Below are 15,099 nucleotides of genomic sequence, written 5' to 3' on the forward strand. Positions count from 1 at the left end.
CCGGAAGCATGTTTAGACATTTAGCTATATTATTGACTGGCACGATGTTTGTTGCAGGCTTGCCTGCTGCAGCAAATGCTCACCCGCATGTATTTGCTCAAGCGCGGATGGAACTTAAATCGACACCGCAAGGCACGATTGAAGAACTGCGCCATGTTTGGCGTTTTGACGAACTGTTTACAGCAACAGTTATGATCGAGTTTGATATGGATGAAAGCGGTGATCTAAACGACGAAGAGCTTGATGTTGTCGCCAATACGGTTTCCTCGTCCATTGCCGATTTCAACTATTTCCAGAATATTGAAGTCAATGACCAGGATATTGGCTTTAAAAAAGTGACGGAAATGGCAATTTCTGTTGAAGATGGCCAACTGCTGATTTTATTTTCAACCGTTCCTGCTGAAGAGGTGGCTCTTAAAGATGCGCCTAAAATCGGCGTTTTTGATCCGACTTTTTATACAGCGATCGAGTTTTACAGCGAAGACGACATGGTTTTGATTGATGCACCGAAAGGGTGCTCGCGCACAATGGTGGTGCCGGACCCTGATGAGGCAATCGAACAAAATCAGCAGAGCCTGACCGAAGCGTTCTATGACACAACCGAGAACGATATGAGCAAAATTCTTGCGACCCGTATGGAAGTTACATGCTCGTAAAATGGCGCTTTGCTATAGCGGCTTTAGTGTTGGTTGGTGCTTGTAGCAGCGTCTATGCGCAGTCCTCGCTTGGCATTGGCGGCGCTGAGCAGCCGGTTGCGCCAAGCGGCGGCCTATTCGGTTCGTTTTTTACCTGGATTGGCACTGAACAACGCGCGTTTTACCGCTCCATGACAAATGCTTTGAAAACCATGCGCCAAGATGGCTCTGCTGTCTGGCTTCTGGTCGGGCTTTCGTTCCTTTACGGCGTTTTGCATGCGGCGGGGCCTGGTCACGGCAAGGTTGTGATTTCATCCTATATGGTTGCCAATGAAACGGCATTGCGGCGCGGTGTCGGTTTGGCACTTGCTTCATCAGTGCTTCAGGCGATTTCCGCGATTGTGCTGGTGGGCGCAGGATTTTTATTGCTGCGCGGCACGTCGGTTTCAATGACGGATGCTTCCCAGTGGTTGGAAATTGGCAGTTACATTCTGATTATTGCATTTGGCGTCTGGCTTTTGTGGCGCAAGCTAAAAGGTTTTTACGCCCGAAAGCATGAAAGTCACGCACACAAGAGCGGCGGCCATAATCACGCTCACGACCATCACCATCATGATCATAGTGCGGGCGAAGTCTGTTCGAGTTGCGGTCATGTGCATATGCCAAGCCCGAGTACCGTCGACCGTCCGCTCGACTGGCGTTCGGCTGGCGCTGCCATTTTTGCCGTTGGTATAAGACCCTGCTCGGGGGCTGTGATTGTTTTTAGTTTTGCCTTGCTTAACGGGCTTTATGCAGGCGGCGTTGTCTCGGTTTTTGCGATGGCTTTTGGCACGGCGATCACCGTATCGATTCTCGCCATCTTATCGGTGACAGCAAAAAATGCAGCTTTGGCCCTATCCAAGTCACCGGTCATGAACGAGCGGTTACATTTGGGCATTGAGGTGTTTGGCGCAGGGCTTCTGATTGTTTTGGGAAGTCTGCTGCTTGCAGGCGCATTGACACTTTATCTTTAATCTTCGCGCTTTGATTTGCTACGGCCTCGCAGCCAAAGCCCGACAAAGGGTAAAATCAAAAAGGCCGCAATGACACCGGCTGTCAGATATGGATTACTGGTGCCGACAGCACTCATTATATTCGGCAAAAAATAAGTGACGACGCAGAAGCCGATGAAAATTCCCGCAGCGGTAATTATCGTTTTGCGGTCATAGCCGGTATTTTTATCTTTTTCGGGCACTGTCAAAGTGTCCATCCCCCATCAATTGGCATGGCTGTTCCGGTTGTAAATGCGGATGCATCTTCTGCAAGATAGAGTGCCAGAGCGGCAATTTCATCAGCTGTGCCCACACGTCCCATTGGTTGACGTGCGACAAATTGTGCGTGTGCTTCCTCATAGCTGCCAAGTGATTTGCCAAGCTCTCCAACCCGCTCTTCCCATGACGGGGAATGAACCGTTCCCGGACAAATGGCATTGCATCTGATATTTTGCTGAATGAAATCAACGGCAACCGATTTGGTCAGGCCAATTACCGCTGCCTTTGTGCTGCCATAGGCATAGCGGTTGGGCGCGCCTTTGAGAGAAGATGCCCCGGAGGAGAGATTTATAATTGAGCCCGAAGTTCCCTTGGCGCTTGCACGTTCAATCATATCCGGCAAAAACGCCTTAATGGTGCGGTGCATGGACTTCACATTAATGTCGAATGATCGGTCCCAGGCATCTTCATCGCAGTCAAGCACCGAGCCGTGATGGACATAGCCGGCGACATTAACAAGAATATCAATAGCACCCACTTGTGCCGCATAGTCCTGCACTGCGCCGGTATTTGTAACATCCAGTGAGCGGATGTCTTTAAACGGCGCTTTTTCAAGCTTTGCAGCGTCTATATCGCTGGCATAGACCTGCGCTCCCTCATCGTGAAACATTTGCGCAATAGCACGGCCTATACCTTGTCCGGCAGCGGTTACAACGGCAATTTTTCCATCAAGGCGTTTTGTCATATCAATGCGTTCCGTATTTCTTGAAGCGATGCCTTTTGATGACCTGCATTATCAAAATTCGACGGCTCAAGCCAAGTCTTAAAGGCGGCTTTGATGTTTGGCCAGTCGTGATTGATCATCGCATACCACGCGGTGTCGCGATTTTCACCTTTCGAGACAATGTGGTTGCGAAAAACGCCTTCAAACTGAAAGCCAAAACGCCGGGCCGCACGGTGCGACGGTGCGTTGTCATTGTGCAGTTTCCATTCATAGCGCCGGTAGCCAAGATCATCGAACACATGTTTGGTCATCAGATAATGCGCTTCTGTTGCGCCAATAGAGCGCTGAAGTTCAGGTGCATGGCAAACTGCGCCGACTTCAACGCAGCCATTTGCCGGATCCATGCGCATATATGAAGCCATGCCACAGAGTTCTTGCGATGCCGGATTGCGGAATACCATTGTGTGATACGTGCTTTGACAGGCATTAAGCCAAGCGCCGAACTGGTCGGCATTATCGAAATTTGGGTTCGGAAAGTAATAAGCCAGCTGGTTAAATTCTGTACCGCCAAGCGCATCCCAAAGATCAGCCGCCATCGCCGGTTCGTAGGCTTCAAGAACGATATGTTTGCCTTTGAGCAAGTCGGGTTTTGGAGCCGCGCATCCTGTCCAGTTCTTTAAATCTTCCTGCATGGTCCGTCTCACCCACATTGACGCGAAATTTTTCTTCTTTCATAAAACATCGATTATCCCCCACCCACCCCAAAATCGTTGGGCGCAAGGAAAACTTGTCACCGGTTCAATGTGTGGCTGTATGATTATCGGGAATGAAAAGGCTTTTGGATGTTTGAAAAACGAATTCTGCAACTTGTTGTTTTGGTCGCGTCGCTGGTGCCGATCGGGGCCGGCTTGGGCGGCATTATCGTTGGGCCTTGGCTGTTTGGCGCCCGCAGCTATTCGGTCGATCTGATCAGTCATGTTGGATATTTATCCGGTCTTTTATTGGCCATTGGCTTGCTGTTTGTTTTTTCAGTTCCAAACATCGAAAAGCATAAAAGCCGGTTTTTAATCCTCGGTTTCATCGTTTTCGTCGGTGGCATCGCAAGACTATATGAAGGAATGCTGACAGGGTTCGGTACACTGCCGCATCAATTGGCTTTGGGAATGGAATTGGTGGTCACGCCCCTCATTATATTATGGCAGCGGCGTGTTGCCCGCTTGGGCGGCTATTAGAAGTTGGGAAAGGAATATAACCACATAAAAAAACGGGCGATCCTTGTAGATCGCCCGAGTGCGCGGACCCAAGTTGGGAGGAGACCTTAAGCCCGTGAAATCTCTAGTTCCATAATGTCTCAACTTTCCTAACAAATGGTTAACGGTAAATTTCCATTAAGCATATGCTTGCGCATTGCGCTGTCAGGTGGTCGCCTGATTGATAGTGGCTTCGATGTGATCGACGAGTGGATCAGGTAAAGACAGGCGCCCGGCGAGCATGTCGAGATAGCCGCGCTCTGCCCGTGTCTGCGGGTCAATTGCCAAGCGCGAAGCGGTATAAAGCTCGACGCGTTGCGCTTCTGTTTTGGCCGATGAAACAAGCGTATCAATATCAACAGGCTTGGACAGTTCAGCGCGGATGAAGTTTTGCGCATCTTCGTCATAACCGCCCATGGAAAGTTTCTCGGCTATGCGGGCACGCTCATTATCATCAATATGGCCATCAGCGCGGGCTGCAGCAATCATGGCTTTGACAAGGGACAGTGTAAACTCATCGGCACCTTGCGGTGCTGTTTCGGGTGCAAAGTCGCTGTCTTTGGGAGGTGTCAGCACGTCCTGTTCTGCGCCTTGAGCCTCGATCTCTTCTGCTTTTTGGCCGCTCTGATAGTTTTGGTAGGCTTTATAGGCAAGGCCGGCTACAGCTGCGACACCGCCCACTTTGAGAGCAGAGCCCGTAATGGAGCGTCCTGCGCCAGTGCCGAGTAAAACAGCAGCAAGTGCGCCGGTGACAAGCGGGTTGTCCTTTGCCAGTTGACCGACTTGAGAGGCTTTGTCACGCACGGTGTTATTGCCGCCTTCAGCACCGCCGGGAACAGGCGAATTTAAAAGATCATTCAAAAGTTTTTTAGGATCGAACATCCGTATCTCCCAGTTTTTGTTCGCACTGGACAGATGGGGACGCTTGGGATGCGATGCAATGTTTAACCGATAAATTTCGGTCCTAAAAAACAAAAACGCCGAACATACTATCCGGCGTTTTCTCAATTCATTTATTGGTTTCAATCTGTTTGGGGTGGCTCGTTGCCCAGATTGAGAGGCTGATTGTTCAGGTTTAATTGACCGGGCAATCCGAGTTGGCCATTGTTATTTGTGGTGCCTTGCTCCTGTGTTTCAGGGCTTGCATCATTGTTTTGACCCGGCAGTCCCGAAGGGCTGCCATTCAGGTTAAGACCACCCGGAAGACCAAGGCCGCCGCTATTGCCGCTATTGCCTCCACTTTGTCCTGGCAGGCTTAAGCCTGGAAGGCCATTGCCGCCTAATCCGGGCAGTCCACCTCCATCTTGTTGCTCGTTCAGCCCGCCGCCTAGTCCCGGCAATTGAAGTTCAAACTCTTCGATGTTGTATTTGACCTCATCGTCTTTGTAGTGGGTCACGAGACGCGGGTAGAAAATAATAATCATGATCGCGACAAACTGAATGACGATATAAGGCAGAACGCCTCTATAAATCTGCGTTGTCTTGATCCGGGCGATGCGTTCACCTGTAACCTCATCATCCCAATCTTTTGTCGGTGCAATGGAACGCAAATAGAATAGCGCGAAACCAAATGGCGGTGTCAGGAATGATGTCTGTAGATTGATACCCAGAATGATGCCAAGCCAGATCAGATCGATACCGAGCGATTCAGCCGGGCCGACAAGCAGCGGTACCACGATGAATGCGATTTCAAAGAAGTCCAAAAAGCATCCAAGCACAAATACAATCACGGTTACGACAAACAGGAAGCCTGTTTCGCCGCCGGGCAGGGCCAAAAGCAGTTCTTCAATCCAGATATGGCCGTTAATACCATAGAAGGTGAGGCCGAAGACACGTGCGCCGATCAAAATGAACATGACGAACGCTGTCAGTTTGGTCGTTGAATCGAGTGCTTCTTTGAGTGTTTTGATGCCAAGGCGGCGTTTAAACAGTGCAAGTACTAGCGCACCGGTTGCGCCCATCGCACCGCCTTCCGTTGGCGTTGCAATGCCAAGGAAGATTGTACCCAGCACGAGGAAAATCAGTGCCAGCGGCGGAATGAGAACGATAATGACCTGTTCTGCGAGGCGGGAAATAATCCCAAGCTTCAAATAGCGGTTCAGCAATGAAATGCTGAGCGCAACAAAAGTGGCGATTGTTGCCGACCAGACAAAGCGGGTTTCGTAACGCAAATCGGCAAAAACAAAATTGTACAGCGCATAATGAATGCCAACCGATAAGGCGATCATCACAAGAAGTGAGGTAACACCGCCGCCCAATGTGCGTGCTTCAATCGGCAGAGCGGGCACTTTTTTCGGGCTGATCAATGTCAGCAGGAAGATGTACAGACAGTACATCCCCATGATCATGAGAGCAGGATAAAGCGCTGCGACATACATGTCGCCAACCGACCGCCCGAGCTGGTCTGACATAACGATCAAAACAAGCGATGGCGGTACGATCTGCGCCAAAGTGCCCGAAGCTGCAATCGTGCCTGTCGCTACAGAACGGTCATAGCCGTAGCGCATCATAATCGGCAGGGAGATGAGGCCCATGGCGATAACGGAGGCTGCTACAACGCCGGTTGTTGCACCCAGTAAACCGCCAACGATGATAACGGCAATGGCCAAGCCGCCACGCAAGGGGCCGAACAATTGGCCGATCGTATCCAGCAGATCCTCTGCCATACGGGATCGCTCAAGAATAAGCCCCATGAATGTGAAAAATGGAATCGCAAGCAGCGTGTCATTGCGCATAATGTCGAATGTGCGATTCGCAAGCGATTGTATCAGCGGATAGAACAGCCGGATTTCACTGGAATATTGAGAAAGTTCGACGCCAATAAAGAAGAAGATCAAGCCACCGGCAGCAAGCGTAAAAGCGACCGGATAACCGATGAGGAGCATTGCCATCACTGAAACAAACATGATGGGTGCAAGGTTGTGGGCGATAATCTGGATCATGATTTATTCACCCGATTAGAAAGGTCTGCTGTTGACTCTAATGCTTCGACTGCTGCTGGCAGTTCATGCTGGACAGTCGGGTCATCAATTATCCCTCTGATCACTGCCCATCGCTTGATGATTTCCGAGATGCCTTGCGCGGACAAAAGAATAAAGCTTGCCAGGATCAGCAGCTTTGCAGGCCAAATCGTCAAGCCGCCGGCATTGAGTGAGATTTCTCCGTTCTGGAATGAGTTCCAGAAAAATGGCCAGCCGAGATAAACCATTAGAATACAGAACGGCATCAGGAATAATATGTGACCGAGAAGGTCAATCCAGTCTCTGGTCTTTTTCGTCAAGCCGGATGTCGCAATGTCAATGCGAACATGCTCATTGCGCTGCAATGTGTAGGCTGCTGCTAACAGGAATACGGCACCGTAAAGATACCATTGAAGTTCCAGCCATGCGTTTGAGGAGGTATCAAATGCTTTTCGTATGATTGCATTTCCGGCACTTACAAGTACCGCGACTAAAATAAGCCATGATACAGATCTGCCGATAAATGCTGTCACCGCATCAATTGCTGATGAGAGCCGTAAAAGTGCCGTCATATTCCTCCCCTTGAGCCTATTGGCTGGCTTTTGTCGCGCAAAGTCTGATACGGTTCTTGTGGTATTTCAATGCGCATCATTTTGCTACCACCATAAAGACTGAGATTCAATTCGGTGGTCAAATTTTCTGACCACCTTGAAAACTGTTGTTGAAAGTGTTGAAAACTGGCGCTTCTTCACAGCAAATGATCAATGCAACTTGACCTTGTTTGTGGCCGTGCTGTCTATAGTTCATGAACGATGATCTGTTTTCCATAAAAGACAAGGTTTGCCTTGTTACCGGTGTATCAAAAGGGCTGGGAGCGCATATGGCGCAATTATACCTTTCACGCGGTGCCAAGGTGATCGGTATTTCGCGCGAGGAGCCACATTGGAAAACCGATATATATGCGACGAATTTTGAACACTTCATCGGCGATGTTACCGATACAGATGTTGTCGACAAACTATTTTTACATCTGAGTGAGGTCTATGGCGGCGTGGATGTCGTCGTAAACAATGCAGGCGCCTCCCAAGTTCAACGCCTTAAAGACACTGGACCGGATGATTTGCAAAAACTCTTTGCTCTTAATGTTTTTGCCGCCACAAATGTTGCGACACAGGCCGCAGCGCAAATGCGGAAGAATAATGTTTCCGGTTCGATCATCAATATCACATCGGTAATGGCGGGATCATCAATGACCGGCCTTGCAGCCTATTCGGCGTCAAAAGCGGCGCTTAGCCAGCTTACGATGTCCATGGCCAGTGAATGGGCGCGTTCCGGTGTGCGTGTGAATAATTTATCTCCCGGCTGGTTTCCGTCTGCGATGACAGAGGAATATTTCAAAAAAGGGCTGGGGCGGGTGCTGAAAGCAAAAATCCCGATGGCGCGTTTGGGAGATGCGTCTGATTTGGACGGGGCGTGTCTTTTGCTTGCCAGTGATGCATCCAGATATATGACAGGCACAACGATAACGATTGACGGCGGTTACAGCTTGGCCGGATAGTTCTTTTGAGCGGATGAGTTGCTCTGAAACCAAGCATTTTCGACCTGTGGCGTTAAGATAGAAGATCTTACGCAAATGGTTAGTATTTCTTGGCAAGAGTTGGGACATCTATCTTATATCATACATATTATTTTAAGACCTCATTGATAGCTTGGCCGCTGAGGTTGGTATGAGAAACATTTTAGCTCAGGCGAAAAGCCAGCGCGTCGAAGATGAAGCCTATGTAGAGTTCGTGAACTCGCTCTTTAGCGATACGCGAGGTTTATTGATGGGCGGTATTTTGCAAGCCGCAACAATTTCCTTCTTTCTGCTGGCAACCAATATCTATTACTTTGGTGTCTTTATTTCCGGTGCTGTCATTTTTGCGCTTTGGCGTATGCGTTTAGGGCAGTTGTACCAGGCCGCTTTTGAAGAAATAAAGGCGTGCCCCATTTCGGTGCAAGTCTCGGTGGCAAACAATTGGGAGAACAAATATGTTGTTCCCAGTGCGCTGAGTTCGATTAATGTCGGATTATTTTGTTATTTCGGGTTTCAAACTGCGGAAACCGGGGCGTCGCTTGGCGCTGTTTATTGCCTATTGTTTGCGCCTGTTCCAACCATTGTCGGGCGTTTGTACGGATCGATGCGGCTTGCAAGTTTCATGTTGTTCGGACTTTTCGGCCCGATCATTATAGGGTTGTTGGTTGATGGCAGCCTGTCACATATTTTGCTCGCTCTTTTGTGTCTTCCCTACATTGTTCTTGTCTTGGGTATGGTCAAAGCGGTGCGCAGCACCGTTATCAGTGCGGTTGAGGGCAATGCCGAGAAAATCGAGATTGGTCGGCGCTTTGATGTTGCGCTCAAAAATATGGCGCATGGCCTGATGATGTTTGATGAGAGCAACCGGATACTCATTGCCAACGATCAGGCCCGTAAGCTCTTCAAGTTTCCTGATCATCTCGATATCGTCGGGCGTCATTTCTCTGTACTCATGCGTTTTGCACGCCGTTTTGATGCTTTGGCAGACCGTAATCTTGAAAATCTGGATGTTGCTTTTAACGCCCTTCTTGGCCGTGTTGCCGATAGGCAGCAGGTTTTGCTTGATGATGGCCGCTATCTGGAGCTGGCTGTCAGTGAGCGTTCCGATGGCGGTACTGTTCTGACCTTTGAGGATATAAGTGATCGTGTGCAGTCAGCCAGAAAAATTGAGCGTATGGCTCAATATGACAGTCTGACGAATCTGCCCAATCGCCGGTATTTCGAGACGTTGATCTCAGAAATTGCAAATAATGCAAATGAAGACGATTATTGTGCTTTGCTGGTGGTGGATGTTGACGACTTTAAGCATGTCAATGATGCAGTCGGCCATGCGCAGGGTGATGAACTCTTGCGCAGTATCGCTTCGCTGCTGTCGTTAAAAAGCAGCAATTATCAACATCTGGCTTGCCGTCTGGGCGGGGATGAGTTTCTGCTGTTTATCAGCGGTATTAAAGACCCTCAGCACATGCACCTCACTGTTGCCGGGCTTAATCATGATCTATGCCGAATTCACGACCTGAAATCCGAACAGGTTTATGTGAGTTGCAGCATTGGCTATGTCACGATGAAGGCGAGTGAATTTAATCAAGATGATGCGATCGTACGCGCAGATCTGGCGCTTTATGCTGCCAAGGCCGACGGTAAGGGCACCTGGCGTGAATTTGAAAAAATCATGGACGACCACTACCAGCGGCGCCAGCGCATCAAAAACCATCTTGCAAAGGCGGTTCAATCCGACAGCCTGACTATTCTATATCAACCGCTCGTCGATGCACAATCAGGGCGTCTGGTGTCCTGCGAAGCACTTTCACGCTGGCATGACAGCGAGTATGGCAATGTATCTCCGGCAGAATATATTCCGCTTGCCGAGGAGATGGGGATTGTTACCCAAATCAGCAACCAGATGCTGCGCAAGGCTTCAACAGAATGCGCCAAGTGGCCGGATCATGTGTCGGTTTCGGTTAACCTTTCTCCTGTCGACTTTCGAACAGGAGAAATTGTGTCTGTTATCAAGGATGCATTGGCGGTTTCAAATCTACCTGCGCACAGGCTGGAAATTGAAATCACGGAGACCGCGGTTATCTCTAATGAGCGCGAAATGATCAGCAAATTGCGGGCGATAAGGGATTTGGGCGTCCGCATTGCGCTGGATGATTTTGGCACGGGCCAGTCGTCGTTGAGCTATTTACACCGCTTGCCGCTTCATAAAGTCAAGATTGACCGATCCTTTGTTGTTGGCATTGATACTGGTGAGACACCAATTGCATTACTGCATGGTGTGACAGAACTTTGTCGCACGCTGGGTCTTGATGTCACCGTTGAAGGTGTCGAGACGGAAAAACAACTTTCGCTCGTTGTGAGCGAAGGCAAGGTTGACCGGATACAGGGGTATGTTTATGGCCCGCCATTGCCTGCAAGCGGCATTCGCACTTTGTCAAAACTATCGCAGCTTCCGACAAAGAAAGCCAAGGAATATGCGGTCGCGTAAATCAGCGCCGCTATCCTGCCAACACTTTCGAAATTTTCTCTAACGCCAGAGCAAATTCGCTCTGTTTTTTCATAAATTTGAAATGTTCATTAACCTTAATCCTAGGTTAAAATTAACGATGCGTTTACTTTCTGATTTCGGCTTTTTACATTCAGCGAATACAAAGGATTGTAGCGTTGACTGGTTTGGTTCCTTCAAAAATAGGTGTGCTGGACCCGGCGACCCAGCTGTCGAAAGATATGTTCGACGGGCTGGATCTGCTGGAGTACAGAAGGGCCGTTACACCGGAAGATTTTGAGGCGATCGGCCGTCTGCGACAGCGTGCATTTGATGCGCGCGATATCTATGAACGAAAGTTTGGCGAGCGTGTAATCGAGGATCTTGATTATGATCCGGATTCCTTTGTTTTCGGCGTCTATTTTCAACACGAGCTTGTTTCTACCATTCGTGTTTCTCTGCTCACGTCTGAAACTCGCAATACGCCGGCGACCTATATTTTCGGTGATGTATTAAACCCTCTGCTTGATCAGGGTATGACCTTTATCGATCCGAGCAGGCTGGCGATAGAAACGGTGTTTACGAAGCTTATTCCGGGCCTGCCGATCCTGACGTTGCGCCTGCCGATCATTGCAACAGCATATTTTAACGCCGATTACTGTTTGTCTGCAGTCAAGAAAGAGCATCGCGGTTTTTATTTGCGTATTTTCCGGTCAACTCTGCTGGCCGGCCCATACAATCCACCGGGTATGAATGTTGATGCCGTATTGCTTGGCGGTTCGGTTCAGCAGCGGGAAGATTTGTTTTCGCGCTATCCGGTTTTTAGCTTCAAAGATTCCGAGGCGCGTATGTTATTTGGTGACTATGAACGCGAGCAGGTACCATTTTGTGTGAGGCCGACGGCAAGATTTGCCGTCAGAGCTGCTTAAGCGCCCTATTTTTTAAAGATTCACTTGCGCGTGTGACCATGTGACCATTGCGGCGGCGGGATGTTTTGGGTAAGCGTGTGTCAAACAATTTTGCCTTGGAGCTTATAAAATGGCTGACACAAATACGTCAAAAAACGAAAACGTCATGGATTATGCGGAACATGACCGCACTTACAATATGTTCCTTGTAGGCGCGAAATGGCTCACGATTATTTCCTGCGCAATCCTTATCGGCATGGCATTTGGTTTTTTTGCAGGTGCAGGGCTTATTGGCGGAACATTGATCGCCATTATCTCCTGCGTGATTGCAAAGTTCATGTTCTAAGAATTTATCTGAACGCGAATAAGCCGCCGATTTCATTCGGCGGCTTTTTTATATCCTGACTTCATTTAGGTCTTGGTTTAATTATCCCCCCACGCGGTTCAGACCATTTCGAGCCGGTTCGAAATTTGCATTGAGCTGTAGCGCGCGTCTGTAGGATTTGCGCGCTTTGTCATTTTCGCCTTTTTGCTCCCAGATCAATCCCTGGTTCGCCCAGCTTTCAGCATTGTTGTCATCCAGATTAAGAGCAAAGTTCACAGCATCAAAGGCATTGTCAATCTGGCCAAGGGCGATATAGGAAATCGCACGTCCATTATATGGTTCGGGCGAATTAGGTGCCAAGGAGATGGCCGTAGCAAAATCATCGAGAGCGAAATCATGTTGTCCGCGGCTTTGATAAATTAGGCCACGGCGGTGATAAGCACGCGGATCTGTCGTATCGAGCTGGATAGCTTTTTGGAAATCATTGAAGGCTTCGTTCGTCCGGCCTGCGCGCCGGTAGAGTTCACCGCGCCCAATATAAGCTTTGTCGTAATTCTGGTTGATTCTGATTGCACTGTTATAGTCAGCCGCCGCAGCGGATAAGTTGCCTTCTATGCGGTGAATAAGCGCGCGGTTGGCATAGGCTTCAAAATAGCGTGGATTTAGCTGTATCGCTTTGTTGAAGTCACGCAGCGCATCACTTGTGTTGCCTGATTTACCAAAGGCTGAACCGCGTACATTGTAAGCGACAGGATCGTTCGGGTTAGCCCGAATAACGGCGGTAAGCGATCCGATATTTTCGGCGCTGCCTTGCGCTGTTTCGATACGCGCAACCTCGGAAGGAATTGATGTGGAGGAGGTGCAGGCTGAAACCGCTAAAAGCCCGGCCATGCCAGCAAGCAAGATTAACCGCGGGTTGTTGCGGCTGTATGATGTTTGCAGCCTCGTCACCAAAGTCATGCTTTCCCCCTTCAAGGTCGCCACTGTTATTACAATATATTATCGGGTTTCCGACAAACGAAAAGTGGCGCGTTCAAGCGAACGCACCACTAATGAAAACAAAAAGCGTCGAAAACGCGGCAGCGCAAAATTATAAAATGTTAAAAGATCGCGCTGATTAAGCCTTAGCGTGCAGCAGCAGAACGGCCGCCGAGAAGACCTTCACGCTGAGCGCGTTTGCGCGCCAACTTACGTGTGCGGCGTACTGCTTCAGCTTTTTCACGGGCACGTTTCTCAGAAGGCTTCTCATAATGACCGCGCAATTTCATTTCGCGGAAAACGCCTTCGCGCTGCAATTTCTTTTTTAGCACGCGGAGTGCTTGGTCTACATTGTTGTCGCGTACGAGTACTTGCACGTTGATCCCATTCCTTAACGGTTCAAATTCAAATCTGTGTCGGCCAGAATGCGGCAAAACCCGTTGTTTCCTGCGAACGAATGCCACGAAAAGTGCGATGTTCAATGGATAAACGATACTGCTCGCAAAGCCACAGGCCGAGCGGTTGGGTTTGAGATACCAGCTTTGACTCCAGAAGTCCAGCGTTTAGCGGACAGAAATAGCGCTTCTACAATCGCTGTTTTATAAGGCACGGGTACACATTAACGTCGGGCTTCGTCGCAAAATGACAGGTTCGCCCTTGTGACATATGCAAGTTTTGTTACTGAATCGGATTTTGTCTTGTTTGGAGTAGGTCTCTATGCGCCGTTTTTCTGGATTTGCTGTTGCTCGGGAAGCCATGCGAGCCCACAAGGGCTGGGAAAAGCAATGGGATAATCCGGAGCTGAAATCCAGTTATGATGTCATTATCATCGGTGCTGGCGGGCACGGGCTGGCAACAGCATATTATCTTGCCAAAGAGCATGGCATCACCAATGTGGCCGTTCTGGAAAAGGGTTGGCTTGGCGGCGGCAATACTGGCCGCAACACCACAATTATCCGCTCGAACTATCTGTTTGATGAATCCGCCGGACTTTACAATCATGCGGTGAAGCTCTGGGAAGGGCTTAGCCAGGACCTGAACTACAATGTCATGTTCTCACAGCGCGGTGTGATGATGATGGCGCATAATGTTCATGATGTGCAGGTATTTAAGCGTCATGTTCATGCAAACCGTTTAAACGGCGTTGACAATGAATGGCTGACACCGGAGCAGGCAAAAGAATATTGTCCGCCGCTCGATATTTCCAAATCGGCCCGTTATCCGGTGAGGGGTGCTGCGCTTCAGCGTAAAGGCGGAACGGCGCGTCATGATGCGGTGGCATGGGGTTATGCACGGGCTGCGGCTGCGCGCGGTGTGCATATTGTTCAAAACTGCGAAGTAAAAGGAATCAGGCGTGGTGCCAGCGGTGAAGTCACTGGCGTTGAAACATCGCGCGGTTTTATCGGTGCGAAAAAAGTGGGCGTTGTTGCTGCGGGTAACACGTCACATGTCATGCAAATGGCCGATGTACAGATGCCGCTGGAAAGCTATCCTTTACAAGCGCTGGTTTCGGAGCCGGTAAAACCCTGTTTCCCGTGTGTTGTGATGTCGAACACCGTGCACGCCTATATTTCGCAATCGGATAAGGGTGAATTGGTGATTGGTGCTGGAACCGACCAATATACATCCTATTCGCAAACCGGCGGTTTGCATGTGATCCAGCACACGCTCGATGCGATTTGCGAGATTTTCCCGATTTTCAGCCGCATGAAAATGCTGCGCTCATGGGGTGGTATCGTTGATGTTACGCCGGACCGCTCGCCGATTATCGCGCAGACACCTGTGGAAGGTCTGTATGTCAATTGCGGCTGGGGAACGGGCGGTTTTAAAGCAACGCCGGGTTCAGGGCATGTGTTCGCCCATACCATCGCTAATGCTGCGCCGCATAAATTCAATGAAGGTTACACGATGGAACGCTTTACTTCGGGGCGTTTGATTGATGAGGCAGCAGCGGCGGCCGTATCACATTAAGCAACAGATTTGCTTGAAATAATTTTGCAATGAAATT

At 49.4% G+C, this 15,099-nt stretch carries 16 protein-coding genes; 8 read left to right on the top strand and 8 right to left on the bottom strand.

The features are described from left to right. Positions 1-8 precede the first annotated feature (8 nt). The gene (locus SU32_RS13785) at positions 9-656 is read left to right on the top strand and encodes a DUF1007 family protein (RefSeq protein WP_053999959.1); all 648 of its coding nucleotides are present in this window, start codon (positions 9-11) and stop codon (positions 654-656) included. Further along, a complete protein-coding gene (locus SU32_RS13790; RefSeq protein WP_053999960.1) occupies positions 647-1,648 on the top strand; it encodes a nickel/cobalt transporter in 1,002 nt (333 codons plus the stop codon). Before SU32_RS13785 ends, SU32_RS13790 begins: the two co-directional genes overlap by 10 nt. Here the strand turns inward: SU32_RS13790 and SU32_RS13795 are convergent. Genes SU32_RS13795 through SU32_RS13805 form a run of 3 tightly spaced genes read right to left on the bottom strand, consistent with a single transcriptional unit; the run spans position 1,645 to position 3,301 of the window. After that, the gene (locus SU32_RS13795; RefSeq protein WP_053999961.1) at positions 1,645-1,884 is read right to left on the bottom strand and encodes a hypothetical protein; all 240 of its coding nucleotides are present in this window, start codon (positions 1,882-1,884) and stop codon (positions 1,645-1,647) included. The two genes, SU32_RS13790 and SU32_RS13795, sit on opposite strands and share 4 nt — an antisense overlap. Then, positions 1,872-2,630, bottom strand: coding sequence for an SDR family oxidoreductase (locus tag SU32_RS13800; protein WP_053999962.1), 759 nt, complete (start codon positions 2,628-2,630; stop codon positions 1,872-1,874). Before SU32_RS13800 ends, SU32_RS13795 begins: the two co-directional genes overlap by 13 nt. Then, on the bottom strand, positions 2,627-3,301 hold the full coding sequence (locus SU32_RS13805; RefSeq protein WP_053999963.1) for a GNAT family N-acetyltransferase: 675 nt from the start codon (positions 3,299-3,301) through the stop codon (positions 2,627-2,629). Before SU32_RS13805 ends, SU32_RS13800 begins: the two co-directional genes overlap by 4 nt. Before the next feature lie 150 nt (positions 3,302-3,451). Between SU32_RS13805 and SU32_RS13810 the strand changes: the two genes are divergently transcribed. Beyond that, the gene (locus SU32_RS13810; RefSeq protein ID WP_053999964.1) at positions 3,452-3,841 is read left to right on the top strand and encodes a DUF4345 domain-containing protein; all 390 of its coding nucleotides are present in this window, start codon (positions 3,452-3,454) and stop codon (positions 3,839-3,841) included. A 183-nt stretch (positions 3,842-4,024) separates the two neighbouring features. Here the strand turns inward: SU32_RS13810 and SU32_RS13815 are convergent, their stop codons facing one another. The 3 genes from SU32_RS13815 to SU32_RS13825 all read right to left on the bottom strand — a co-directional run bounded on the left by SU32_RS13815 (position 4,025) and on the right by SU32_RS13825 (position 7,391). Continuing rightward, the gene (locus tag SU32_RS13815) at positions 4,025-4,741 is read right to left on the bottom strand and encodes a tellurite resistance TerB family protein (RefSeq protein WP_053999965.1); all 717 of its coding nucleotides are present in this window, start codon (positions 4,739-4,741) and stop codon (positions 4,025-4,027) included. 140 nt (positions 4,742-4,881) lie between these two features. After that, positions 4,882-6,801, bottom strand: coding sequence for a TRAP transporter large permease (locus tag SU32_RS13820; RefSeq protein ID WP_053999966.1), 1,920 nt, complete (start codon positions 6,799-6,801; stop codon positions 4,882-4,884). Continuing rightward, on the bottom strand, positions 6,798-7,391 hold the full coding sequence (locus SU32_RS13825) for a TRAP transporter small permease subunit (protein WP_053999967.1): 594 nt from the start codon (positions 7,389-7,391) through the stop codon (positions 6,798-6,800). Before SU32_RS13825 ends, SU32_RS13820 begins: the two co-directional genes overlap by 4 nt. A 233-nt stretch (positions 7,392-7,624) precedes the next feature. Here SU32_RS13825 and SU32_RS13830 point away from each other — a divergent pair, with 233 nt between their 5' ends. The 4 genes from SU32_RS13830 to SU32_RS13845 all read left to right on the top strand — a co-directional run bounded on the left by SU32_RS13830 (position 7,625) and on the right by SU32_RS13845 (position 12,134). Continuing rightward, positions 7,625-8,377, top strand: a complete 753-nt coding sequence (locus SU32_RS13830; RefSeq protein ID WP_053999968.1) for an SDR family NAD(P)-dependent oxidoreductase — start codon at positions 7,625-7,627, stop codon at positions 8,375-8,377. Between the two features lie 169 nt (positions 8,378-8,546). After that, on the top strand, positions 8,547-10,883 hold the full coding sequence (locus tag SU32_RS13835) for a putative bifunctional diguanylate cyclase/phosphodiesterase (protein WP_053999969.1): 2,337 nt from the start codon (positions 8,547-8,549) through the stop codon (positions 10,881-10,883). 176 nt (positions 10,884-11,059) lie between these two features. After that, positions 11,060-11,809, top strand: a complete 750-nt coding sequence (locus SU32_RS13840; RefSeq protein ID WP_144421146.1) for an N-acyl amino acid synthase FeeM domain-containing protein — start codon at positions 11,060-11,062, stop codon at positions 11,807-11,809. 109 nt (positions 11,810-11,918) lie between these two features. Beyond that, positions 11,919-12,134 carry an aa3-type cytochrome c oxidase subunit IV gene (locus SU32_RS13845; RefSeq protein ID WP_053999971.1) on the top strand — a complete coding sequence of 72 codons (216 nt, stop codon included), beginning with the start codon at positions 11,919-11,921 and terminating at the stop codon, positions 12,132-12,134. A gap of 81 nt (positions 12,135-12,215) precedes the next feature. Here SU32_RS13845 and SU32_RS13850 read toward each other — a convergent pair whose 3' ends face one another. Both SU32_RS13850 and rpsU read right to left on the bottom strand, forming a co-directional pair. Further along, positions 12,216-13,073, bottom strand: coding sequence for a tetratricopeptide repeat protein (locus tag SU32_RS13850; protein ID WP_053999972.1), 858 nt, complete (start codon positions 13,071-13,073; stop codon positions 12,216-12,218). Positions 13,074-13,237: 164 nt separating this feature from the next. Continuing rightward, on the bottom strand, positions 13,238-13,468 hold the full coding sequence (gene rpsU, locus SU32_RS13855) for a 30S ribosomal protein S21 (protein ID WP_054000001.1): 231 nt from the start codon (positions 13,466-13,468) through the stop codon (positions 13,238-13,240). 340 nt (positions 13,469-13,808) lie between these two features. Here rpsU and SU32_RS13860 point away from each other — a divergent pair, with 340 nt between their 5' ends. Then, positions 13,809-15,062 (top strand): sarcosine oxidase subunit beta family protein, encoded by a 1,254-nt coding sequence (locus SU32_RS13860; RefSeq protein WP_053999973.1) that lies wholly within the window; start codon positions 13,809-13,811, stop codon positions 15,060-15,062. The last annotated feature ends 37 nt before the right edge of the window (positions 15,063-15,099 follow it).

The sequence above is a fragment of the Ahrensia marina genome (assembly GCF_001293565.1).
In the GTDB taxonomy this organism is placed as follows: Bacteria; Pseudomonadota; Alphaproteobacteria; order Rhizobiales; family Rhizobiaceae; genus Ahrensia; species Ahrensia marina.

Excerpts from the sequence above, each read along its gene's own strand:
- SU32_RS13785 (WP_053999959.1), top strand. The coding sequence starts at position 9 with ATGTTTAGACATTTAGCTATATTATTGACTGGCACGATGTTTGTTGCA.
- SU32_RS13790 (WP_053999960.1), top strand. The coding sequence starts at position 647 with ATGCTCGTAAAATGGCGCTTTGCTATAGCGGCTTTAGTGTTGGTTGGT.
- SU32_RS13795 (WP_053999961.1), bottom strand. The coding sequence starts at position 1,884 with ATGGACACTTTGACAGTGCCCGAAAAAGATAAAAATACCGGCTATGAC.
- SU32_RS13800 (WP_053999962.1), bottom strand. The coding sequence starts at position 2,630 with ATGACAAAACGCCTTGATGGAAAAATTGCCGTTGTAACCGCTGCCGGA.
- SU32_RS13805 (WP_053999963.1), bottom strand. The coding sequence starts at position 3,301 with ATGCAGGAAGATTTAAAGAACTGGACAGGATGCGCGGCTCCAAAACCC.
- SU32_RS13810 (WP_053999964.1), top strand. The coding sequence starts at position 3,452 with ATGTTTGAAAAACGAATTCTGCAACTTGTTGTTTTGGTCGCGTCGCTG.
- SU32_RS13815 (WP_053999965.1), bottom strand. The coding sequence starts at position 4,741 with ATGTTCGATCCTAAAAAACTTTTGAATGATCTTTTAAATTCGCCTGTT.
- SU32_RS13820 (WP_053999966.1), bottom strand. The coding sequence starts at position 6,801 with ATGATCCAGATTATCGCCCACAACCTTGCACCCATCATGTTTGTTTCA.
- SU32_RS13825 (WP_053999967.1), bottom strand. The coding sequence starts at position 7,391 with ATGACGGCACTTTTACGGCTCTCATCAGCAATTGATGCGGTGACAGCA.
- SU32_RS13830 (WP_053999968.1), top strand. The coding sequence starts at position 7,625 with ATGAACGATGATCTGTTTTCCATAAAAGACAAGGTTTGCCTTGTTACC.
- SU32_RS13835 (WP_053999969.1), top strand. The coding sequence starts at position 8,547 with ATGAGAAACATTTTAGCTCAGGCGAAAAGCCAGCGCGTCGAAGATGAA.
- SU32_RS13845 (WP_053999971.1), top strand. The coding sequence starts at position 11,919 with ATGGCTGACACAAATACGTCAAAAAACGAAAACGTCATGGATTATGCG.
- SU32_RS13850 (WP_053999972.1), bottom strand. The coding sequence starts at position 13,073 with ATGACTTTGGTGACGAGGCTGCAAACATCATACAGCCGCAACAACCCG.
- SU32_RS13860 (WP_053999973.1), top strand. The coding sequence starts at position 13,809 with ATGCGCCGTTTTTCTGGATTTGCTGTTGCTCGGGAAGCCATGCGAGCC.